A 21,208-nucleotide genomic window follows, 5' to 3' on the forward strand; every position below is an offset into this window, starting at 1 on the left:
AAATGAAAATTACGAAGCTTTTTATTATTCGATTTTTATTGTTTGGTGGTACTATTGTCTCTTTATTCTTTGTTCCCTGGTTATTAGTGAGGGCTTGGATAATGCCCCTACCCGATTCGATTCAGGAAGTTTTGGATGAAGGCATAAATTATGGTCTTGACGGGATGATTGTTTATGTGGATCAAGGTGGCAACCCCCCTGAGTTTTATGCTGCTGGTTGGAAAGATCGCGATGAAAAACTACCGGCAGATCCGCATTCCTTATTTAAAATTGCCAGTATTAATAAGTTGTACGACGCCGTTTCTATTACCAAATTAGTTGGCCGTGGGCAATTATCGCTAGATGGAACTGTTGCAGACTATTTTCCGGAATTGGTTGATCAGATTGCTTATGCTGACGAAATAACTTTACGAATGTTGATTGGCCATCGAAGCGGTATTCCAAATTATACGGATACACCCGACTATTGGACCAGACCTTCGACTAATTATGAAGAAGCGCTTGATCTTATCAAAGATGTTCCACCTCTATTCAAACCAGATGAAGACTATGCTTACTGCAACACCAACTATTTGTTACTAGGAAAGCTTATAGAAAAAACAACAGGAAAGAACACCTTCGGATTTTTTAGGGAAAATATTTTAAACCCGCTCAATTTAAAGAATACTTATGCTTCTGTTAATGATGTAAATCTTGATGATGTCATGGGCGGATACCACAAAGGATACCAGCCTAACTTGAAGGCAAATGATCAAGGTATGCTTGCTACAGCAGAAGACGTTGGTATCTTTTTAAGAGCATTAAATGATGGTTCCATATTTGAAGACGACGAACAGGAAATTTATGCATCCATATATGAGTTTAACCATTCGGGCTGGGTTCTAGGGTATCAAAGTTTTGCGGAATACCATGCAGATATTGACACCGTAGTCATACTGTTCAACAACACCACTGACAATGACCTTCTTTTGTGGAATCTGTCTGAAATATTAAATGGAAGGATACTTAAAATCTTAAAAAACAGATCCTAAATTCCAAAAGCAATTCATTCTATTATTATTGGATTAAAAAACTTCTGCAAATAAGGACTTCATACTTTCCCAGGATTTGGCATCAGCCTCAGCATTATACTTTAAGGGTAATCCGAATTTCTCCCCATTGGCATCTGCAGCTTTACTTGTAAATGAATGTACAGCACCAGGATATGCAATGTACTCATATGGCTTCCCAGTGGCATCCATGGCTTCCTTAAAAGCTGTAACGGATTCAGGAGATACAAACGGATCATCGGCCCCATTGCAAACCAAAACTCTTGCTTTTAAATCTGAACCGGGCATAACCGGAAGTTGCACTCCTGAATGAAAGGCGGCAACAGCATCCAAATCTGCACCAGAATTGGCCATGGTTAAAGCAACAGAACCGCCAAAACAATAACCAATGGCGGCTATTTTTTCAGGATCAACGGATTCTTGCTGTTTTAAAAGTTCTAATGCCGCATTAAAACGCGCTGTTGCCTCAGGCAGATTGGAAAAAACACTCATCGCAAACTTCCCAGCATCATCAGGATGTTCTGCTTGTTTACCATCACCGTACATGTCAATGGCAATGGCTGTATAACCAATTTCTGCAAGTTGGTCTGCACGCTCACGAACATAATCATTATGCCCCCACCATTCGTGAATAACGATTATTCCCGGACGTTTTCCTTTTTGGTTTTCATTGAAAGCAATGTACCCTTTCATTGAAATGGAGTCAGCAGTGTAGGTAATCTCCTCGCCTTTAATCTTTACCTCTTTAGGAGACACCAACATTTCTTTACTTGAATCAAGTGACTCATTATTTGTCTTCTTACATGACGAAAACATAACTACTGTCAAGGTCAAAAACAACAATTTAAAATGCTTCATTTTGATAGTTTTAAACAAAAATAAAAAAATACCAGACTGAATAGAAAATTAGTAATGCTTACATTTCCCTAACAATAATCACACTATTTGTATCAAAGCAAGAACCTAAAAAAGCTTCACCGTCAAAAACTTCATTAAAACTTATAACGAAGGGTTGATATTCTACCTTAGATGATGTCCAATAAAAAATACTAGTATCAAAATCACCAAGACTGTGAGCATGTAAATTATTAAAAATTGCTTCTGCCGAATTTTTACTTGGCACAAACCAATCGTTAAAGTTGCGGTAGTCAAGGTCTGTGACTATTTTAAATACATAATTATCGCTTCCAAATTCTAAACCATTCGGCACATTGCTGTTATCATTTGCGTTACCTAATACAATATCTAAGGTATTTTGTTTTCCATCACCAATAAGTTGACTATTAGTAAAATCGAAATGGTCACCCCACGATATTGGCCCTAAGTCTGAATAATTAGCGGCAATCATAACTGTACCCCTCATCTGATTAACATAATAAATATGTCCTCCACCAAATTCAAGTCCGATTAAATCCTCTTCATTTACAGAGGCTACCACATCTGAAACAGGAACACCGTTATTTAAATTTTCCAGAACTGTTAATTTCTCATTATAAAGGGTTAAATCAATATCATCATTATCGGAACAATTAAATAAAGTTAATAGGGTTAAAATGATTAAAAAATTTTTCATAAGTAATTTAATTAAATGATTTAGTTGTTTTTAAGATGTTTTTTTGTGCAATTGGTTGCGTCATAACTACAAAAAAAATAAACTCAAACTTTATTTTTAAATAATAATCATTACCCTTACTTATAAAATTATTTTGTTGCTTTTAGTCTACTCAGGCATCACCACTGCATCAATGGCATGAACCATACCATTGGTTGCCGCCATATCTGGTGTTATAACGAGAGAACTTGCCCCTGTTATGTCTGTAATAAACACATTTCCTTCCATTAGGCTAAAGCTTAAAACTTCTCCTTGAACGGTAGCAATATTATAACGGCCATCATTTGAATTAATAGACTCAATCAGCTGGGATGAATCCAACTTCCCAGGAACGATATGATACGTTAAAATTCCTGATAGAGCAACCTTTCCAGCTGGTTGTAACAAAGAGTTTAAAGTAGTATTAGGAATCTTTGAAAAGGCAGCATTAGTTGGTGCGAATACAGTAAAAGGTCCTTTGCCAGTTAAAACATTTGTAAGATCAGCAGCAGCAACAGCAGTGATTAACGTGCTGAAAGTTTCATCTTCATTAATTATTTCAAAAAGGTTTTTTGGTCCCTCTTGATTGATTTCAGATGTATCTTTACTCTTATCTTCTATAACCTTAGATTGTAATGACTCAGTGGTTTGGGCCTGTTCTCCATCTTTGCAACCCAGGGTGCCTAAAAGCAGTATCCCTGCAATAAAATAAGCGGTAATTTTCATGTTATCAAGTTTAATATGTGATAAAATTACGCATATCCTTTAACTAAACTGTAATGATAAATCTATTAATCCGTACTAATGCTCATAAGTTTTACAACAGGTATGTTTTTTTACTTTTTTCTAGGTTTAGGGTCAAGTATTATTGGAGCAATACCACTTGGAGCTACAAATGTTGTTGTTATCAATACAACCTTAAAGACTACAATCACCGAAGCTAAGAAGATCCTCTATCCGGCCGCATTTGGTGAAGTTATTCTAGTGGTTGTTGCGCTATATAGAAGCATGCCTTTAAAGGACTTTATTCAAAACAATTCGTATCTACCTGTTTATACCATTTATAATGTTGTTAATTGGCGGAATACTTTTCCTCAATAAAAAGTCAGCTGACAAGAAAAAAAATAAAATTTAACATTTCTAAACCTGTGCTAGGTTTTTCAACAGCGCTCTTAAACCCGCCTGTTCTAATCTATTGGATATTTGTATTGTCCTTTCTAAACAAGCAGATGATTTCTATAAGCGTCAATAGTGCCTACTGGCTTTTAATTTCTTTTATATTAGGGGTGTTTTCAGGGAAAGCATTTACCCTATTAGCCTATGGTAAAAGCAGTGTTTATTTAAAGTCAAGACTTTCCGGGGTTCAAAACCGTATAAATCAGTTTACCGGTCTACTTCTTATCACAGTAGCCGTTTTTCAACTTATAAAAATAATTTTAAGCTAATCGTTTTGTTTTCAAACGCTTAGTTTTTAAGCAGGTTTATAGCTGTAATTATTTCAAATAATTTACCTACTTTTAAACTGTTAGGCCCCAAACCTACAACCCTTATTTACTTAACAACCTAGACCAAGTTAGTTATGGAACTACGCAGAACATTGGCCGATTTTGAAGTTGGCATGAACCTTCTGATTAAAGATGAATTATTTGAATATGTAGAAAGAACACCCTCTTTCCATGTATTAAAATCATTAAAAAGCGATTACCGCCTTTTTATTCAAAAACATGCACAGATTACATTATAGAGCTATTCTATAAAGACCTTGTAATGTTCATAGCGAACTAAAATTTGATTAACATAGTTAACAGGTTCTGTCCCGCGAACATAACCATGTTTAATAAAATCAAGTTTATAATTCTTCGGGTAGCGCAAATCCAGTAGCATTTGTTCAACATTACCTTGCCAAATATTAGGGTCTAAACCACGAACTTCTGCTAATTTTTGAGCATCCTGAACATGACCTGAGCCGCAGTTATATGCCGCGAGAGTTAGTTTAACACGTTCCATTGAATCGGGTACATTCAAAAACTGTTTATGGTTGATTCTATAATAGTTGACTCCTGCTCTTATACTCTGTTCAGGGTCTGTGGGATCAGTAACCTTCATGGCTTTAAGTGTCGTGGGCATCATTTGCATCAATCCAGCAGCACCCGCCCATGAGGTCGCATACCTATCGAATTTAGACTCCTGATAGATCTGGGCAGCTACTAACCTCCAGTCAACACCAATGGTAGCAGCATATTGCTTAATAAGTGCATCATACTTACTTATTTGATTGTTTTTTATGCTATAGTACTCACTATTTCGCCTACGTTGGAAGGACCGTTTATTCTTGAAGTATTTGTTGTAAATAACATTGTATTCAGTAGTTTTTCTTTGATCAATAATCCATTGATTAAGAACCTCCCTAAATTCTTTGGATTTTTTTCGCGTTACCCAGGCTATCCGCTGGTTTAATGATATTGGGACATCAACATTAAGAATAGGCCTGTACGCTGAATTGATTTTGGCTAAATTTTCATCGGCAATAGTGTATTTAACAGTGCCATCAGCTACCTTGTCTATAATCTCATCTGTGGTAATATCACTATCCAAGTAATTGATGTATATAGTATCTCCAATTTCATTTGATAAACTTACCAGGCGCTCGTAATAAGACGAATTTTTTCTAATGGAAACCGTATCACCCATTAACTCAATAGGATCCTGAATAAGGGCTTTTTGGATCTTACTCCATGACATGCTCCTGTAGTTATCCGGTTTTTTCTGAACCAGAACCTGCCTCGTTAAATACAAATGTTCTGTAAAATCCACTTCCCATTTCCGTTGATTTGTGATGGTCATACCATGTGCAATCAGGTCAACATCGCCATTGTTAAGAACTTCAAATTCAGAATCCAAATTTGAGGAAATCACTAATTCTAATTGCAGATCAAGATCTTCTGCCAATCGCTTCAGTAATTCATATTCAAATCCCATAGGCTGGCCTTTGTACAAGAAGTAGCTGGTACTACTATAAACCACTAGGGCTCTAAGCACTCCATCTTTCTTTATGTCCTCTAAATCTCGATTGCTGGAATTGGCTACTATAGGATTATCATAAGGATCCTTATAGGTTTTCTGGGTATTGGATTCCTTACATTGAAAAAGAAAAACAACTAATAATCCTAATAAAATACGCTTCAACAGGGCCATGTATATACCCAAATATACACATTAGGATTTTATACTGCTCTAATTGATTAGACTTCACGACGCAAGACCTCCAAGGGAGAACTTCTTAGAACGCCCTGTATGTTGGAAAGCCCAATTAGCATAACTATTAGTGTAATTCCAGGTAAGAACACCGTAAAGGGAATGGACGAAGGAACAAACGGTTCTTGAAATACAAATAGGGCTAACATTAGACTACTAAATAAGGCTAATAATATACCCACCATTGTTCCAATCAGACCTAAAAACAAATATTCCAACGCGGATATTTTTAATATCTGCTGGTTCTTAGCACCTATAGTTCTTAAAAGCACAGACTCCTTAATGCGCTGATATTTGCTATTACGCACCGATCCAATTAAAACGATAATACCTGTTAGAATACTAAAAAAGGCCATAAAATTGATAATCCAAGAGACCTTGTTAAGAATATCCTCAACAATATTTAATACTTGTCTTAAATCGAGTATTGAAATATTTGGATATTTAGCGACCAACTCCCTCTGCAGATCGGCCGATTCCTGTTCATTGGCTGCATTGGTACTCAGAACAGAAAACTGCGGTGCTTGTTCTAATACGCCCTTTGGAAATACAATGGAGAAGTTAAGCTGTACGCGGCTCCAATCCACTTGACGTATACTGCCAACTGTTGTTTCCATTAATACTCCTTGTACATTAAAAACAATTGTATCACCGACAGTTACCTTAGCATCATTGGCAATATTATCTGATATAGAAATCTTAACATGTTCTCCAGTCCTTAACTCTGGGATCCATTCCCCTTTTTGCAATGTTTCTGATTCTACCAGTTCATCTCGATAAGTGGTTCTAAATTCATGGTTTAAAATCCAACCACGAACTTGCCTTGTTGTGTCTGTTCGTAATTCATTAACCAATTGGTTTTTGATTTTGTGCATTCGCATGGTGACAATGGGCACGTTGTCTATAACGGGAAGCCCTTTTTCCTGAAAGGTTTGCACCACTTTTTCACGTTGCTGACTCTGAACATCCAGCAATATGATATTAGCATCTTGCTCTGTTTGACTAATGTCTGTATTAACTAATAGTATGTCTTTGGTAAAATAAAGTGTACTAATTAGGAATGATCCAAGTCCTATGGCAATAACTAACACCAAGGTTTGATTGTTGGGTCTAAACAGATTTAATAAGCTCTGACGTGAGGTGAAACCCCAGGACCTTGGGAAATACCGTTTGATCATTTTCATGCTTAAATAGGCAATACCAGATAAAACTCCAAAAGTCAATACCACCCCACCAACAAATGCTAATGAGTAAGTAACACTCCGCAATAACCAATAAGAAAATGAAAATAGAAAGCCTAGAATAATAATGATAATTAGCGATCTCGCCTTCGAAATTTGTTGTTTGGATTCCGCTCCTACTCTCAGTACTTCTAACGGTGACACATACCAGGTGCGCATTAAAGGAAGAAGCGCAAACAAAATGGAAATACAAAGGCCTAGAATCAATCCCATGACTATGGGTTGAGCCTCTATACTAATAGTAACATCAAAAGGTAAAAAGTCCTTTAGGATATAAGGAAAGAGCTCTTGAAGAAAAACACCTAACACAGTTCCAATAATCCCACCAACAAACCCAATGCCGGCTATTTGAATTAAAAAGATTAAAAAACTCTGTCTTCGAGTAGCGCCCATACACTTTAAAACAGCGATGGACCTTAATTTTTCCTTTATATAAATATGGACAGAACTGGCAATCCCAATACAACCTAAAAGCAAGGCTATAAAGGCGACCAGATTTAAAAACTTACCGACATTGTCATAACGCCTACCCAAGCGTCTACTTGTGCTGGTATGGGTATCGATATCGAGGTTTTCAGATTCGAGAATAGGTTCTATTTTTCTTTCAAATTGATCAATATTAACAGAATCTGCTACTTTAAAAAAGTATTGGTATTCTTTGCGGCTTCCAAACTGAATCAATTGGGTGTCTTCCACATATTTATAGGGGATAATAACCGGTGGTGCCACTGAAGTTGACACTGCCGTACTTCCAGGAACTGATTTTAAGGCCCCGGAAATAGGAAGAACCACCTCACCTACTTTGATGGAATCGCCTGGTTGCACACCGTATTGCAACATAAGGGTGGCATCTACTAAAGCCCCACCATTATCTTGAAAGGAAGATGCAGCAACTTCTGGCTGGGTATCTATACTTCCGTAAAACGGAAAATCTCCTTCCAGTCCTCGTACTTGAACTAAACGTGTCCCATTTTGTTTTGGAAAGGCTATCATCGAAACAAAATTGATCTCAAAAGCATCAGGGCCTAGAGAATCAATGATGGCCATGGATCTTTCGTTGGGCTCCTGGCGAGTATCAATAATATAATCAGCTCCCATAAGAGCTTTGGACTGAAGCTGGATGTTGTTCTTTAAATTAGTACTGAAGAGTTGAATAGATACCACGGCACCTATTCCAAGTATGATGGATGCCATAAATAAAAACAAACGTCCTTTACTGGCTTTTGCATCTCTCCAAGCCATTTTTAACATCCAACTAAAAGGTGTTTTTCTAGCCGTAATCATTAAAGAACTTCTGTTGGTTGGTTAGCAATAATCTGTCCGCCTTTTAATCTAAGAATTTGTTGGGTTCTATTGGCCAAATCCAAATCATGTGAAATAATTACCAAGGTTGTTCCTGCATCTTTGTTAAGTTGGAATAGTAACTGAATTACTTTTTCTCCAGTCTCTTCATCAAGGTTTCCAGTTGGTTCGTCAGCGAAGAGAATTTCAGGATCATTAGAAAATGCTCTTGCAAGCGCTACTCGCTGCTGCTCCCCGCCAGAAAGTTGAGACGGATAGTGGTCCATTCGATCGCCTAATCCTACTTTATGCAACAATTCTGAAGCCTTTTTTTGTGCATTTTTTGAGCCTTGTAACTCTAGTGGTACACTTACATTTTCAAGTGCCGTAAGTGTGGGAAGTAATTGAAAATTTTGAAAAATAAAACCCACCTTATTATTTCGCAGTTGTGCTCGTTCGTCTTCATTTAGGGTATTAAGGTCATAGCCACATAATTCTACCGAACCATTATTTGGTTGATCTAAACCTGCACATAATCCTAATAAGGTCGTTTTTCCACTTCCAGATGGTCCAATAATGGAAAACGTTTGACCCTTTTCAACTTCAAACGACACATTATGCAATACCGTTAGTTCTTTAGAACCACTAGTATAGGTTTTCTCCAACCCTGTTATCTTTAATATCTTTGGCATACAATTTTTTTATTATCCATATATGAATCAGCTACATCACGACCAAAGGTCAATATTTGTAACAGCAAAAAGCTTAAAGTTTTGTTATATTCTAATCCTAAGTTTATTAGTGTCCTGCGCTAACAGCAATAAAAATAACCAATCTACTGAGGAAATGGATGAAACAAAGGTTATTGAAGCCGAAGTTTCAGATACAAAGACCATTCTGTGCTTTGGTGATAGTATCACGGCAGGGTATGGTTTGGATGACATTAACGATGCCTATCCTGCTGTAATTCAGTCTAAAATAGATTCATTACAATTGGATTATCAAGTCGTTAATTCTGGATTAAGTGGCGAAACCAGCGCAGGTGGGCTCAGTCGAATCAACTGGATTTTAAATCAAGACATCGACATTTTTCTATTAGAACTTGGTGCCAACGATGGTTTAAGAGGAATTCCTTTGAGCGAAACCCGTTCTAATCTGGAAAACATCATAAAAGCCGTTCAAGCAAAGGACGCCAACATAATTATTGTTTTAGCAGGTATGGAATTACCACCTAACATGGGACAAGATTATATAAGTGAATTTAGAACCATCTTTTCAGACCTTGCCGCAAACTATGAGTTTCCTTTTATTCCATTTATTTTAAACGGTGTTGGCGGCATAAAAGAATTAAATCAGGCCGATGGCATTCATCCTACAATTGCGGGTCATAAGATAGTAGCCGATAACGTCTGGCAAGTGCTACAACCACTTCTTTAGTTTAGGTCTTTAAGGATTTCATGTCAATTACAAAACGGTACTTGACATCACTCTTGAGCATACGCTCATATGCTTCATTGATATTCTGCATGTCAATCACCTCCACATCTGAGGTAATGTTATGTTTTCCACAAAAATCCAAAAGCTCTTGTGTTTCAGCTATTCCACCAATCAAAGAACCTGCCATAGAAGTGCGACTCATAATCATAGGCACTGTTACCAATGGTGTAGTTACTGGTCCTAAATATCCAAGAACGACAATGGTCCCATTCGTTTTTAATGTTGCTATATACGGGTTAAAATCATGCTCATAAGGTACAGTATCCAGTATAAGATCAAATTTCCCCATTGCCTCTTCCATTTGAGCTGAATCCGTTGATATAATAACGTCATCAGCGCCAAGGGCTTTTGCATCGGCTATCTTATTCGTAGATCTTGAAAACAAACTGACATGAGCTCCGAGTGCATGAGCGAGTTTTATAGCCATATGACCTAAACCTCCTAATCCAACAACAGCCACTTTGCTATTCTCATTGACATTCCAATGTCTTAAAGGAGACCAAGTGGTAATTCCAGCGCATAAAACGGGTGCGATACCGGCTAAATCAAGATTTTCAGGAACAGAAAGCACGAAATGCTCATCTACCACAATGGTTTCAGAGTAGCCCCCATGTGTATTGGTTTGAAGATGTTCATCGAAACCACCATAAGTACCAACCCAGGAATGGCAATATTGTTCTTCGTCGTTCTTACAATTATCGCAACTGCGGCAGGAATCTACAAGGCATCCAACAGCTACTAAATCACCCACCTTATGTTTGGTAACATCTGAACCAATCTTGGTAATTCTTCCAACGATTTCATGCCCAGGTACCACCGGGTATTGTGTCATACCCCAGTCATTACGAGCAAAGTGTAAATCGGAATGGCACACTCCACAGAATAAAATATCAATTTCAATATCTTTCGGTAAAACTGTTCTGCGGTCAATTTGGAGTTGCTTAAGATCGGCATCGGCAGCCTCTGTGCCATAAGCCTTAACAGTAATTGTTTCCATGAAATTGTGATTGATTAATTAGCGTTCTTCCTAAAGATAAGAAAAATAGGCTACTGCCACCATTGATCTGTAAACAAAGATGCATCTTTAACCATTATAAAATCACCAATTCTTGGCACGGTAATGGGCATATGCAACTCGTTTGCCTTTATCAATACTCTTTTTACCGAGTCATCCCAAGAATGCAGTGCCAAGGTGAAGGCACCCCAATGAATGGGCATTATTTTTTTGGCCTTTAAATCCACCCCTGCTAAAACAGTTTCTTCAGGCATCATGTGGATTTTGGACCACATTTGATTGTACTGACCACATTCAATCATAGCAAAATCAAAAGGGCCATAAGCCTCCCCGATAGTTTTAAAATGAGAATTGTAGCCACTGTCGCCACTAAAGAAAATATTATCCTTCTCAGATTGAATTACCCAGGAGGCCCAAAGTGTGCTGTTTCTATTATCAATTTTACGCCCCGAAAAATGCTGGGCAGGAGTTGCTATAAATTTAAGATCTTCAAACTCTTGCTCTTCCCACCAGTCCAACTCCGTTATTGAAGTTTCTGGCACATCCCAGGCTTTAAGATGGACTCCTACACCCAGAGGTACATAAAAGTGACCAACCTTATCTTTCAATCGCTTTATGGACTTATAATCCAAATGATCATAATGATCGTGAGAAATTAATACGGCATCAATACGCGGTAATTGTTCTATTTCAATAGGTAATTCTTCATTGTAACGACGTTGTGCATCTCGTGATATAGGCGCAGGCATATCTGTTAACATGGGATCTATTAAAATTTGTTTGCCAGACATTTGAAGTAGAAAAGTAGAGTGACCAAACCACATGAGTCTGGTGGGCCCAGCATAATTAGCTAAACTGGATGAGTCCGCCTCAAGAACCGGGAGTTTCTTGTCAGGTTTAGCCTTAGGGTTTTTCTCGAAAAGCATCATTCGCATGATTTCTAATACTTTGCTAAAAGAAATGTCATCGTCTACCCCATCAATGTTCTCAAATTTATTGTCTTTGTGTTGTTTTGATTGGACGGAATACATCTTTTTCAGGTCTTTGGTAACATCCCCTCCAAAGGCCGGATTTACACGTACAAAGATCATATATCCCCCAACAATGACTAGAACAATTGCTATCACAATGTATAACATGCGCTTCAATATTTTAATTACTAAATTCAATTATTGCTAATTCTGGTTTCGGTACTGGACAGGCGTCATCCCTGTTTGTTTTTTAAACAGTTTGCTAAAGTGCTGAGGATATTCAAATCCAAGCTCATAGGCTATTTCACTAATGGCTTCAGTGGTTCCTAACAATTGGTTTTTGGCTCTATTAACAACAAACATGTTAATATGATCCTTTGCTGATTTACCTGTTTCTTTCTTTAAGAGATCGCTTAGATAATTGGGTGACATGTTCAATGCTTCGCCGCAGTATTTAACAGATGGAATTCCCTGTTCTGAAGGCTTATTTGAATTAAAGTAATCTTTCAATAATCCTTGAAAATCTGCTACATGATCCTGATTCAAATTAGTTCTTACATAAAACTGACGATCATAATACCTGGTGCAGTAATTCAAGATTAATTCAATATTAGAAATGATTAACTTTTGACTGTGTTGATCAATATTTTGTTCGTACTCACGTTTTATTTTCAGTGCCAATTCAAAAATATTAGCTTGCTCTTCATCTGATAGATGAAGCGCTTCATTTACCTCATAATCAAAGAAATTGTAGTTGGCCATCTGGTTTCCCAGGTCTGATCTTCTTATCAAGTCAGGGTGAAACAGCAACATCCAACTATTTGAATTATTGGAGTGGTTTTCATCTTTGCCATAAAGGATCTGATTAGGTTTTGTAAAAACCATGGTTCCATCTGAGTAATCATAGGAATTGCGTCCATAATTAAAAGAACCTTCTATACCATCTTTTACGGAGATCATATAAAGCTCAGAGTAAAATCGTGCTCCATCGAAATTAATTGCATCTGGTAAATCCTTTAAAAACACCAGTGAAACCAATGGATGTTTTGGTCGTTTTAAACCGAGTAATTGATGAATCTGTGAAATAGACTATACTTGAATTATTGGGTCCATAAAAGTAATTTAACAACTATACCTCCTGCATTTGTCGCACTTGTTTGAGCAATAGCTTCTTCGGCGTAATAGGAATCATAGACATCATTAATTTTTGACTAAATGTTAATCCCGAAACGACATCGAGTTTTCCTGCAATCATTCCATTATACCCTTCTTCAGCAACACTTCTAGCAGATACTGCCTTTTTAAATAAATCTGTTTTCTCCATATCAGCTGTTTGCGCAAACTCCGTTTCTGTAGCTCCAGGCATCAAGGTTGTTACACTAATATTGGTATCATGTAATTCTTCAGCAAGGGCATTTCCAAAAAATGTTGCATAAGCTTTTGTAGCAAAATACACAGCTTGTAAAGGGCCTGGCATGAAAGAGGCTGTTGATGAGGTGTTTAGTATTTTCCCTGAATTTCTTTTGAGCATGTCTGGTAAAAAACAATAGGTGAGTTCAGACAGTGCTATCATATTCAAATTCATCATTTGCAATTGCCGATCCCAAGATAATTCTTGAAATTTGCCACGAAGTCCAAACCCAGCATTGTTTATCAAGTAATCCACCTGTAGTCCAGCTTTTGTAACTTCTTCAAAAAGTTCTTTCCCTGATCCCTGAACACTTAAATCTTTGGTAAAGGTTTCAACTTTCACAGAATGCTTCGTTTCAATTTCGTTTTTCAATTCGGTTAATTTGTCAGCTCTTCGAGCTACAATAATTAGGTTGCCACCTCTTTCTGCATGGATATAAGCAAGTTCTTTACCTATGCCACTGCTCGCACCTGTTATTAATGCTGTTAATTCCATTTGGTTCTCTTTTAATTAGACAGTACAAATTTAAAGCAGTCTCCAACTTCTATTTTATATGAATTACAGAATGATGTATACAAATTACTGATAATCAAAAAACCAGAGCTATGACTCTGGTTTTTATTAAAGGATATGTTGCGTTTATTTATTTAACTGAATCATTTGCAGGTAAGGTAATATCTTTCTTAACAACTGCTTTACCGTCCGACTGCTCCATAGAAATTAAACAATCTATATTTTTACGTTTTAAACGTCTTTTACAATTTTTACTTATTAACGGATCATCTTCAAACATTAAGGCTGGAAGTGCAAAATCTTCTGAATCTGGCAGTTTAGCTACCAAATAAAACTGCTTTGGACCGTAACGTCTTGGATAGTTTAGTTTTACAATAGCTTCACCAGGAACAAATGTATGAAAGGTATAATTACCTTGATCATCTGTCTTCACCCATGTTCTGTGACGTAAACGCTCCTTTCCATTGTTGGTTTCAAACTGAAACTCTCCATTTTCATCATGTTGATATAAATACAATATCACATTTTTAGCAGGAGTCAATCCATCAGACAACAGTACTTTTCCTGTTATAGTTACTTGTTCTGGTTTACTATCAGCATCAGGCATGGTAGCCTCATTTGATAAATCCATTTGCTCATAATCGTAAAACGGAATATCCTCATTTTGACCAAACGCCAAAATTGGAGTAAAAGACAGAACTAAAACAAGGATGAAATAATTTAAAGGTTTCATAAGATTCGGGTTTATTAATCAATATAAAACTAGAACCTAATCATGAGGGTTGCATTTTTTTTTGTTTAAACCCACAAAAGTCCGATTTGAGGATTTTTCGAACGATTTTATCCGATAAACAACAAGTTTTCAATCACTTAAAACCATCTCAAATTCAATAATCCCAGCATCAATTTCTGTTTTAACTAATGTACCATTCTCATAATGGTATACACTTTTATGCCCGTTTGGTGCTGTTTTAGTATACTGGTGTGCACCAGAGGTTTCGAGTTTATGAAATTCCCCCTTCTCTTCAGAAAAGACTTTTGATAAGCCAATTGGTTCATCAAAAAACAGACGTTCTACACTAAAAGAAATGGATTGATTGATGCTTATAGGTTTGTCACTATTCTTAGTGTACACATAACCTTCTTTAGTTTTTTTTACTTCCGAAAAGTTCTTTCCTTTTTTACCAACTTCTGAGAGTACTTTGGATTGCAATAGGATATCATTGAGGTAAACTGTACTATTTTGATGCTGGATTCTAATGGTTGCCAATAAATGGTACTCAATATCTACATACGAATTATACCTCACAGAATCATTGGTTTTGACTCTTGTTGTTTCTAAGGACCCCATGACCTTCCCCTTGTGCAGTATACGATATTTAAGCGTTAACGATTGAGAACTTAAGGTGAGACAACTCAAACCAAATAAAAGCAACACAAGGGGTTTAATTGAGTTTAGCTTGCCTTTTAAACGGAAAATATCCATGTCTTCAATTTTATAATTTAAATTATGACTTCTTTTAAAACAATCAAAACCCTGAATAAACATTTATGATATCTTTGATTATTAAATAAGAAATCGCCTTTAGCATTGTTTAAACACTTTTTAATTACTCGATTTAATCTTAGAAAGGAAGACTGGATCTCAAACAAACACAATAAACCCATTCTCACAGATGAATGGCATGTGAATAGGTTCGAACTTTTTAAGACCTATTGCTTTCCCAGTGTTGCTGCTCAAACCAATAAAAATTTCGATTGGATTGTCTATTTTGACACAACCACTAAAGACGAATTTAGAACCATTATTTCTGAATTAGAGAAAGAGCTTCCAAATTTTAAGCCTTTTTACATTGATGGGATGACACATTTTATTCCTTCTATAAGGGCTCATATGAAGAATGTTGAAGAAGACTTTATAATTACAACAGGTATCGATAATGATGATTGCATTAGCATGAATTTTATAGATGAAATTCAACAACAATTCGATGCCCAGGAATTTATGTGCATTGATTTTGTTGATGGGTATACTGTAGAAACTCAATCCTCCATAAAAATTGGAAAAAAACTGCACGCCTTTAATCCGTTCTTATCGCTCATAGAACGAAATATCGATCCAAAAACCATTAAAGATCGGTCCCACAGAAATTGGAAAAAAGAGCGCAATATCAAAAGAATACCCAATAAAAGAATTTGGTCTTCGATCATTCATTTTGAGAATAAAGTGAATGAATTCACTGGTTATGGTAAAGTAGACCCAGAAGAATTCTTTGAGAAATTTAAAATATTACCCCGTCAGGAGTCTTATATCAGGGCCAATTTAGTTCCCACATCTAAATGGAAAATGCAAAGCTTCATAAACCACCTGGACTCTCGACTAACCTATGCTTCTAAAAGCATTAAACGTTCTTTAGGGCTTTATTACAAATAAGGTATGCATTGATTAAAAGTAATTGATTTAAATAGGATTAAAGACTTTCTCGATTAACAAGATTTAAAATAGCTTGTTTAATTTATGCTAATAAAAAATTCCAAAATTATAATGACCTTAATTCGCTTGTTATTATAAAATGAATGGCTGCATATAAAATGTTATCACAATTGAGCCCAAACATTCAATCATCAAAAAAAATATAGTAACATTTCTTAAGAAAATGTCATGATTAGTTTTAGGGTTGACAACGACCATTATATTTACAAAAACTTGGTATAAAAAAGATTGATATTACCGGCCTTATTCCCTAATCTTATTATTCTAATTTCTTCATGCTTATTGTTTTGGGGAAAATAGTCTCCATTTCACCAAATATCAAATCAACTTCCGGGTTGTCTCGATATACTAATGCCATGCCATTGTCCTGTATTTCAACAATTAATACCGCAAATTTTCTAGTTTTATAATTACCGTATGGAAATTTAATTATCCCATCGTCTATTATCTTAGGTATTTTAATACCTGAAATATACCTTCCAGTTTGAAATTCGCATTTACCAGAATCAAATTGGCAAAATTTGGCTCTAAACATTTCCATATAGACATTTTCAAATTGTACTTTCTCAGTATATATTTTAATTTGAAATGCATCATTATTTTGAGTGCCCTCCCAAACCCCAGTGTACTTTTCAAATATATCTGTTGGTATCCTGTAATAAGCACCATCAATGGTATTTTCTAGTTTCTTTCCTTTTTCAAGGTAAATTTCTTGTCCAATTCCAATATGAGGAATGACCAATATTAAAGTGATAATAAAATATTCTTTCATGAGGACAATAGTCTTACTTATTCATTTGAAGAATTAGAGTCTAGACCCTTCTATTACTGCAAAAAAAGTGCTTTATTATTTCAATCCCTCTAGATGAGAGTTAGTTACTACTACGATTATCACATCATAATACCATTTTTAGATTTAATGGGTGGCGGCAGTTCTGTTTCACCAAGCATTTCTCTAAGATCGATCTCAATGGTTCGGCATAGCGATAGCATGGGAATATCGTTGGCCATCCCCTGAAATGGATTCTCTGAATAGTCACCAACAACATCCATCATCACATAAATCCAAGCTACTAAAGCAGATACAGGTACAGATACCCATAAGCCCCATTCTCCAATTTTCATCAATTCCGGAACCATACTAAAGGGAATAAACAGTATGAAAATATAGACAAAATGTTGGCTCATATTGGCGTATTGTCTGGGCAAAGGAAACTTCTTAATACGCTCATTCTTTCCTTGAAGTTCATAAAACGTCCTTAGAACTCCAGAAATGGTCATATGTCTAAAGTCGTCAATTAGGTCGTTTGCTCTTAATTCTCTTAAGTCTTTGGCTTGCTCATTAATTATTTGAGTCGCGGTATTAGCATAATTGACAAGCCTGTCATGTTCCTCTTCTGGTAAAAATTGACGCAATTCCACTTGTGTTACCTCATCATTTACTAAACCAATTCCATATTGTTCCTGGAAAATACTTGCGGTTCTACGCACATGTCCTTTCTGGCTAATATGTTCCCACTCTGTTGGAATTAACAATTGACTTCTATGTGCATACAACCAAGCTATGTGTCTGTATATTAATCGCTTCTTTACTTTATTAATATGTTCTTGAGGAACCTCAGAAGAAGTGAATTGATTAGAAATAAAATTGGTGACGTACATTCCCCAAGTGCGGCTATCATTTACAATTCCACCCCATATCTTTCTTGCCTCCCACATACGATCATAAGACTGGTTGTTCTTAAAACCAACATAGAATGCCACAGCAGTACCAATAACGGATACAGGTAGCCATGGAATTACAATCGAGATTATTTTGTTATAATAAAGTGCCGCCACGACACCCATGAACAACATGAGCCAGATAATTCTTACCCAGCCCCATTTCAACATTTTTAATAAACTGATGCTTTTGGTTGTGATCATACAGGTAATTTATCTATGGATCCTTCGTATCTAATAGAAGTCCTATTGGCACCATATACCTGAACTACAGCACGTTTATTGGTAAAAACATCCATTTTAACATTAAACTGCTCCGTTCCATTTTTTATCACAAACCTTACCAATACGCGGCTATTCTTATCGTTTTCAATAATTTCCATAGACTGCGGTGTGGTATTAAATTCAATCGCCGTAGATCGGGTATCTGCATAATACCCGGTTTGAACTTCACCATAATAAGGGAGCCGCCCTTCAACATTATCAGTACTAAAATTCAAATAACTATTGTCTTTTTCCAAAACAATTCTAGATCCAACATTTTCAGTCCCTCTAAAAATTGCATCTGTGGCTTCTACCACGGCATTTGTTTGAAGTGGATATGCAATGGTTGCAGAAAACCGGTAATTCTGCGAATTAACAATTTCCTTTATCTCGTTATACTGTTGCAGGTTGTAAGCCTGTTCTGCCTCAGATTTTGAAGGACCACATGACACCATTATTACAGTGCATAAAATTGCGCTAACTCGGTGTAATCGTTTCATACATTACATGTTTTGTGATGAACCTAAATTTACTAAATATTAACGGATGCATTTAGAACTGATTCAGCTTATTATTCTCAATATTTAATGCTTTTCTACAATCGTCCAATAAATTCGATGAATTCCATTTTTTATTTTTTGAACGAAAAAAGAAGAATTTCAACTTTAATTTTTTGAAGTCCTTAGTACCCGTGTTTAACTTCAATAATAGAAAAACTGGATTCCCTCGCCTTGAATATTATAAATTTAGAGATTATGGAAACCACATTATCCTTGTTTAATCAAATTAACAGCCTCTCCTATTGGTTCTTGCATCAATCGCGATTTAAATGTGTTATTAAGCTGGATGCAGAAATAGACGAATACTACGTAAGTGTCAGAAAAAATAATGAGATACTTTACACTTATTCCATAAACAGATTCAGCAAAAAAAACAGGAGTTACCTGGAATTTGAATTGCGATCCATCGTTAATCAACTACTCTATTTCAAGGATTACGTTGCTGAAGCATCGTGACAAGAAAACATTGTGACCAATGAAAGCTATTTATTATTTCTTGTCAACTAATAAACTTGAATTACTGGAGTTATCAAGCTTATCCCAAAGATAATCTGAGGTTAATCTAAAACTACCAAGATGTTCAAAACTACAATTCTGTGGCTCTATAATGGATAAAAAAGGTTCCTGTTTCTTGTTATTATATAAATGGTAGACCTCACCAACCTGGGGTTCAAAACTAAATTTAGCATTGGTCACCAACTCATTATATTCTAACACTACCATTAATTGTTCATACTCCGCTTTAAGAGCTTGATACTTGGTCTTAAGATGCTTATTCGCCTTGTATACCTGAGAATTCTTCCAGGTCCCATTATTAGGCATTGTTATTTGTGGCGCCCCTACCCCTGTTGCATATGGCTTAAAGGCAGCGTCGTATTGTTGAGTATCCTCATTAAAAACAACTAAATCTGGCTTTTTCTTTTTGGTCATCTGATTTCTAATTAAAGATATTCTGAAGTTAAATTTTCAACGACCAAACCGTCTTCCAGGCTTTTGATAATTCCTTGGGCAGCACGCTCTCCTGAAATCATCGCTGCATTTAAGGAACTATTCAACAAATAATCTCCAGCTAAAAAGATTGTGGACTTCAATTTGGTTGTCTCTGGGCTTATGTCGTACTGTAATTCATTTAATTGAGGTAGAGCCTTAGGAATATGAAACAGATGCAGAAATTCAATACCGGTAATTCCACAATAGGAATCCAATTCAGTTTTAATAATTTCTATCAATTCCTTGTCATCAAAACTATGATCTTTAACTACTGTAACTGAAAGGAGTTCTTGATTTCCTTTATGTTCCATATCTAAAGATGAAGAAAAGAATATATTGTTTATAAAAGCATTTTTATCTGCGATCAAACCAATCAGCGCTTTTTCTATTGACCGTTTTGGAATTTTAAAATAAAGATTGGTACAAGAATGCCATTGAACATTTTGAGATTTCAAGTTAGATATCAAATTCCCAGGATCTGTCGCTATTAAGGTAAAATGCGTTGCTAATTTAACTCCATCGTCTAATAGAATTTCTGAGTCACCAACAGATGCAACCTTAGCGCCAAACTGAATAGACGTATTCTTCAATTTCAATTTTAATTGATCCGAAATTGCTCCAATACCATCTTTAGGCACAACAGCCAGACCTTCGCCAAACATTTTGTAAACAAATTGAAACATCCGGCTTGAGGTTTTTAGTTCATCTTCCAAAAAGATTCCAGAGAAAAATGGCTTGAAAAAGGTCTCAATCATTTTTGATGAAAAACCGAGGTCTTCGAGATATTCTAATGTGCTCACTTCTTTTGAAGAAAAAATTGATTCTATGGATCTGGACTTCAATTGTTTATTAAGATTAAAAATTCTAACCTTGTCGGCTAGGGTTCCAACATCCGCTATTAAAGTTGACCAAATGAAATTGAAATCACGAATTGGATCTCCAATGGCCATTGATCTTCCATTTTTAAAAACAACAGCACCTGGCAATAATTTCTGAAGGTCCAATTGATTGAAATCCAAATATTTTTTGGCCATTGGATAGGCTTCAAGTAACACCTGAAACCCCTGGTCTAATTGGTAGCCGTCGACTATTTGAGTTTTGACTCTACCACCAACTGAATTGGAAGCCTCTAAGATAACAGGGCGGTACCCTTGAAGTTCTAATACCTGAGCAGCAACAAGGCCGCTTACCCCCGCTCCTACAATATGAATTCTATAATCCTCTTTTTTCATAGCTGTCCTGAAGAAAGCAAAGTTAAAGATTCAATTTTCAAAAAAGGCTGAATTCTTATAAGCATGTTAAAATCTTACGCAGAAGTTAAATGAGGTCATAATTTTGTTTTTCAATTTTTATA

Annotated in this window: 23 protein-coding genes; 6 read left to right on the plus strand and 17 right to left on the minus strand. The window is 36.1% G+C overall.

Annotated features, from left to right (window positions below):
- Positions 1-2: 2 nt before the first annotated feature.
- Entirely contained in the window at positions 3-1,031 is a 1,029-nt protein-coding gene (locus DN064_RS06235) for a serine hydrolase domain-containing protein (RefSeq protein WP_115461781.1), read from the plus strand.
- A gap of 33 nt (positions 1,032-1,064) precedes the next feature.
- On the opposite strand, the gene DN064_RS06240 is transcribed toward DN064_RS06235, so the two are convergent.
- The 3 genes from DN064_RS06240 to DN064_RS06250 all read right to left on the minus strand — a co-directional run bounded on the left by DN064_RS06240 (position 1,065) and on the right by DN064_RS06250 (position 3,366).
- Positions 1,065-1,907 carry a dienelactone hydrolase family protein gene (locus DN064_RS06240; protein WP_115461782.1) on the minus strand — a complete coding sequence of 281 codons (843 nt, stop codon included), beginning with the start codon at positions 1,905-1,907 and terminating at the stop codon, positions 1,065-1,067.
- 58 nt (positions 1,908-1,965) lie between these two features.
- Positions 1,966-2,622, minus strand: a complete 657-nt coding sequence (locus tag DN064_RS06245; protein WP_115461783.1) for a hypothetical protein — start codon at positions 2,620-2,622, stop codon at positions 1,966-1,968.
- Positions 2,623-2,769: 147 nt separating this feature from the next.
- Positions 2,770-3,366: a fasciclin domain-containing protein gene (locus DN064_RS06250; RefSeq protein WP_115461784.1), complete on the minus strand. Its 597-nt coding sequence runs from the start codon at positions 3,364-3,366 to the stop codon at positions 2,770-2,772.
- A 78-nt stretch (positions 3,367-3,444) separates the two neighbouring features.
- Here DN064_RS06250 and DN064_RS06255 point away from each other — a divergent pair, with 78 nt between their 5' ends.
- Complete coding sequence (locus DN064_RS06255) at positions 3,445-3,741, plus strand: hypothetical protein (RefSeq protein WP_157962254.1); 297 nt, start codon at positions 3,445-3,447, stop codon at positions 3,739-3,741.
- A gap of 478 nt (positions 3,742-4,219) precedes the next feature.
- Positions 4,220-4,384, plus strand: coding sequence for a hypothetical protein (locus DN064_RS14160; protein WP_157962255.1), 165 nt, complete (start codon positions 4,220-4,222; stop codon positions 4,382-4,384).
- Positions 4,385-4,386: 2 nt separating this feature from the next.
- Here DN064_RS14160 and DN064_RS06265 read toward each other — a convergent pair whose 3' ends face one another.
- Genes DN064_RS06265 through DN064_RS06275 form a run of 3 tightly spaced genes read right to left on the minus strand, consistent with a single transcriptional unit; the run spans position 4,387 to position 9,109 of the window.
- Positions 4,387-5,835, minus strand: coding sequence for an MltF family protein (locus tag DN064_RS06265; RefSeq protein WP_115461787.1), 1,449 nt, complete (start codon positions 5,833-5,835; stop codon positions 4,387-4,389).
- Between the two features lie 47 nt (positions 5,836-5,882).
- On the minus strand, positions 5,883-8,378 hold the full coding sequence (locus DN064_RS06270) for an ABC transporter permease (protein WP_115462060.1): 2,496 nt from the start codon (positions 8,376-8,378) through the stop codon (positions 5,883-5,885).
- Positions 8,379-8,419: 41 nt separating this feature from the next.
- Entirely contained in the window at positions 8,420-9,109 is a 690-nt protein-coding gene (locus DN064_RS06275; protein WP_115461788.1) for an ABC transporter ATP-binding protein, read from the minus strand.
- A gap of 154 nt (positions 9,110-9,263) precedes the next feature.
- Between DN064_RS06275 and DN064_RS06280 the strand changes: the two genes are divergently transcribed.
- Positions 9,264-9,854: an arylesterase gene (locus DN064_RS06280; RefSeq protein WP_232827412.1), complete on the plus strand. Its 591-nt coding sequence runs from the start codon at positions 9,264-9,266 to the stop codon at positions 9,852-9,854.
- Position 9,855: 1 nt separating this feature from the next.
- Here DN064_RS06280 and DN064_RS06285 read toward each other — a convergent pair whose 3' ends face one another.
- The 6 genes from DN064_RS06285 to DN064_RS06310 all read right to left on the minus strand — a co-directional run bounded on the left by DN064_RS06285 (position 9,856) and on the right by DN064_RS06310 (position 15,310).
- A complete protein-coding gene (locus tag DN064_RS06285; RefSeq protein ID WP_115461790.1) occupies positions 9,856-10,911 on the minus strand; it encodes an NAD(P)-dependent alcohol dehydrogenase in 1,056 nt (351 codons plus the stop codon).
- A gap of 50 nt (positions 10,912-10,961) precedes the next feature.
- On the minus strand, positions 10,962-12,068 hold the full coding sequence (locus DN064_RS06290; RefSeq protein WP_115461791.1) for an MBL fold metallo-hydrolase: 1,107 nt from the start codon (positions 12,066-12,068) through the stop codon (positions 10,962-10,964).
- A 36-nt stretch (positions 12,069-12,104) separates the two neighbouring features.
- Positions 12,105-12,938, minus strand: a complete 834-nt coding sequence (locus DN064_RS06295) for a helix-turn-helix domain-containing protein (protein WP_198659416.1) — start codon at positions 12,936-12,938, stop codon at positions 12,105-12,107.
- Positions 12,939-13,029: 91 nt separating this feature from the next.
- On the minus strand, positions 13,030-13,806 hold the full coding sequence (locus DN064_RS06300; protein WP_115461792.1) for an SDR family NAD(P)-dependent oxidoreductase: 777 nt from the start codon (positions 13,804-13,806) through the stop codon (positions 13,030-13,032).
- Between the two features lie 148 nt (positions 13,807-13,954).
- Complete coding sequence (locus DN064_RS06305; protein ID WP_115461793.1) at positions 13,955-14,557, minus strand: hypothetical protein; 603 nt, start codon at positions 14,555-14,557, stop codon at positions 13,955-13,957.
- A 129-nt stretch (positions 14,558-14,686) separates the two neighbouring features.
- Positions 14,687-15,310: a DUF6134 family protein gene (locus tag DN064_RS06310; protein ID WP_157962256.1), complete on the minus strand. Its 624-nt coding sequence runs from the start codon at positions 15,308-15,310 to the stop codon at positions 14,687-14,689.
- A 105-nt stretch (positions 15,311-15,415) separates the two neighbouring features.
- On the opposite strand from DN064_RS06310, the gene DN064_RS06315 reads away from it, so the two are divergent.
- Positions 15,416-16,258 carry a glycosyltransferase gene (locus tag DN064_RS06315; protein ID WP_115461795.1) on the plus strand — a complete coding sequence of 281 codons (843 nt, stop codon included), beginning with the start codon at positions 15,416-15,418 and terminating at the stop codon, positions 16,256-16,258.
- A 319-nt stretch (positions 16,259-16,577) separates the two neighbouring features.
- Here DN064_RS06315 and DN064_RS06320 read toward each other — a convergent pair whose 3' ends face one another.
- The 3 genes from DN064_RS06320 to DN064_RS06330 all read right to left on the minus strand — a co-directional run bounded on the left by DN064_RS06320 (position 16,578) and on the right by DN064_RS06330 (position 18,804).
- On the minus strand, positions 16,578-17,090 hold the full coding sequence (locus DN064_RS06320; RefSeq protein ID WP_115461796.1) for a hypothetical protein: 513 nt from the start codon (positions 17,088-17,090) through the stop codon (positions 16,578-16,580).
- Positions 17,091-17,209: 119 nt separating this feature from the next.
- Positions 17,210-18,244, minus strand: a complete 1,035-nt coding sequence (locus DN064_RS06325; RefSeq protein ID WP_115461797.1) for a bestrophin family protein — start codon at positions 18,242-18,244, stop codon at positions 17,210-17,212.
- Positions 18,241-18,804, minus strand: a complete 564-nt coding sequence (locus DN064_RS06330; RefSeq protein WP_115461798.1) for a DUF4251 domain-containing protein — start codon at positions 18,802-18,804, stop codon at positions 18,241-18,243. Before DN064_RS06330 ends, DN064_RS06325 begins: the two co-directional genes overlap by 4 nt.
- Positions 18,805-19,059: 255 nt before the next feature.
- Between DN064_RS06330 and DN064_RS06335 the strand changes: the two genes are divergently transcribed.
- Positions 19,060-19,320, plus strand: a complete 261-nt coding sequence (locus tag DN064_RS06335; RefSeq protein ID WP_115461799.1) for a hypothetical protein — start codon at positions 19,060-19,062, stop codon at positions 19,318-19,320.
- Between the two features lie 33 nt (positions 19,321-19,353).
- Here DN064_RS06335 and DN064_RS06340 read toward each other — a convergent pair whose 3' ends face one another.
- Positions 19,354-19,794, minus strand: a complete 441-nt coding sequence (locus tag DN064_RS06340) for a DUF2452 domain-containing protein (protein ID WP_115461800.1) — start codon at positions 19,792-19,794, stop codon at positions 19,354-19,356.
- 11 nt (positions 19,795-19,805) lie between these two features.
- Positions 19,806-21,086, minus strand: coding sequence for an FAD-dependent oxidoreductase (locus DN064_RS06345; RefSeq protein ID WP_115461801.1), 1,281 nt, complete (start codon positions 21,084-21,086; stop codon positions 19,806-19,808).
- Positions 21,087-21,208 lie beyond the last annotated feature (122 nt).

Origin of the sequence: Winogradskyella aurantiaca, assembly GCF_003362725.1 — a bacterium.
GTDB classification, from domain to species: Bacteria; Bacteroidota; Bacteroidia; order Flavobacteriales; family Flavobacteriaceae; genus Winogradskyella_A; species Winogradskyella_A aurantiaca.

Bases quoted from the DNA above. Each gene is read 5' to 3' on its own strand.
- DN064_RS06235 (WP_115461781.1), top strand. From the start codon at position 3: ATGAAAATTACGAAGCTTTTTATTATTCGATTTTTATTGTTTGGTGGT.
- DN064_RS06240 (WP_115461782.1), bottom strand. From the start codon at position 1,907: ATGAAGCATTTTAAATTGTTGTTTTTGACCTTGACAGTAGTTATGTTT.
- DN064_RS06245 (WP_115461783.1), bottom strand. From the start codon at position 2,622: ATGAAAAATTTTTTAATCATTTTAACCCTATTAACTTTATTTAATTGT.
- DN064_RS06250 (WP_115461784.1), bottom strand. From the start codon at position 3,366: ATGAAAATTACCGCTTATTTTATTGCAGGGATACTGCTTTTAGGCACC.
- DN064_RS06255 (WP_157962254.1), top strand. From the start codon at position 3,445: ATGCTCATAAGTTTTACAACAGGTATGTTTTTTTACTTTTTTCTAGGT.
- DN064_RS14160 (WP_157962255.1), top strand. From the start codon at position 4,220: ATGGAACTACGCAGAACATTGGCCGATTTTGAAGTTGGCATGAACCTT.
- DN064_RS06265 (WP_115461787.1), bottom strand. From the start codon at position 5,835: ATGGCCCTGTTGAAGCGTATTTTATTAGGATTATTAGTTGTTTTTCTT.
- DN064_RS06270 (WP_115462060.1), bottom strand. From the start codon at position 8,378: ATGGCTTGGAGAGATGCAAAAGCCAGTAAAGGACGTTTGTTTTTATTT.
- DN064_RS06275 (WP_115461788.1), bottom strand. From the start codon at position 9,109: ATGCCAAAGATATTAAAGATAACAGGGTTGGAGAAAACCTATACTAGT.
- DN064_RS06280 (WP_232827412.1), top strand. From the start codon at position 9,264: ATGGATGAAACAAAGGTTATTGAAGCCGAAGTTTCAGATACAAAGACC.
- DN064_RS06285 (WP_115461790.1), bottom strand. From the start codon at position 10,911: ATGGAAACAATTACTGTTAAGGCTTATGGCACAGAGGCTGCCGATGCC.
- DN064_RS06290 (WP_115461791.1), bottom strand. From the start codon at position 12,068: ATGTTATACATTGTGATAGCAATTGTTCTAGTCATTGTTGGGGGATAT.
- DN064_RS06300 (WP_115461792.1), bottom strand. From the start codon at position 13,806: ATGGAATTAACAGCATTAATAACAGGTGCGAGCAGTGGCATAGGTAAA.
- DN064_RS06305 (WP_115461793.1), bottom strand. From the start codon at position 14,557: ATGAAACCTTTAAATTATTTCATCCTTGTTTTAGTTCTGTCTTTTACT.
- DN064_RS06310 (WP_157962256.1), bottom strand. From the start codon at position 15,310: ATGGATATTTTCCGTTTAAAAGGCAAGCTAAACTCAATTAAACCCCTT.
- DN064_RS06320 (WP_115461796.1), bottom strand. From the start codon at position 17,090: ATGAAAGAATATTTTATTATCACTTTAATATTGGTCATTCCTCATATT.
- DN064_RS06325 (WP_115461797.1), bottom strand. From the start codon at position 18,244: ATGATCACAACCAAAAGCATCAGTTTATTAAAAATGTTGAAATGGGGC.
- DN064_RS06330 (WP_115461798.1), bottom strand. From the start codon at position 18,804: ATGAAACGATTACACCGAGTTAGCGCAATTTTATGCACTGTAATAATG.
- DN064_RS06335 (WP_115461799.1), top strand. From the start codon at position 19,060: ATGGAAACCACATTATCCTTGTTTAATCAAATTAACAGCCTCTCCTAT.
- DN064_RS06340 (WP_115461800.1), bottom strand. From the start codon at position 19,794: ATGACCAAAAAGAAAAAGCCAGATTTAGTTGTTTTTAATGAGGATACT.
- DN064_RS06345 (WP_115461801.1), bottom strand. From the start codon at position 21,086: ATGAAAAAAGAGGATTATAGAATTCATATTGTAGGAGCGGGGGTAAGC.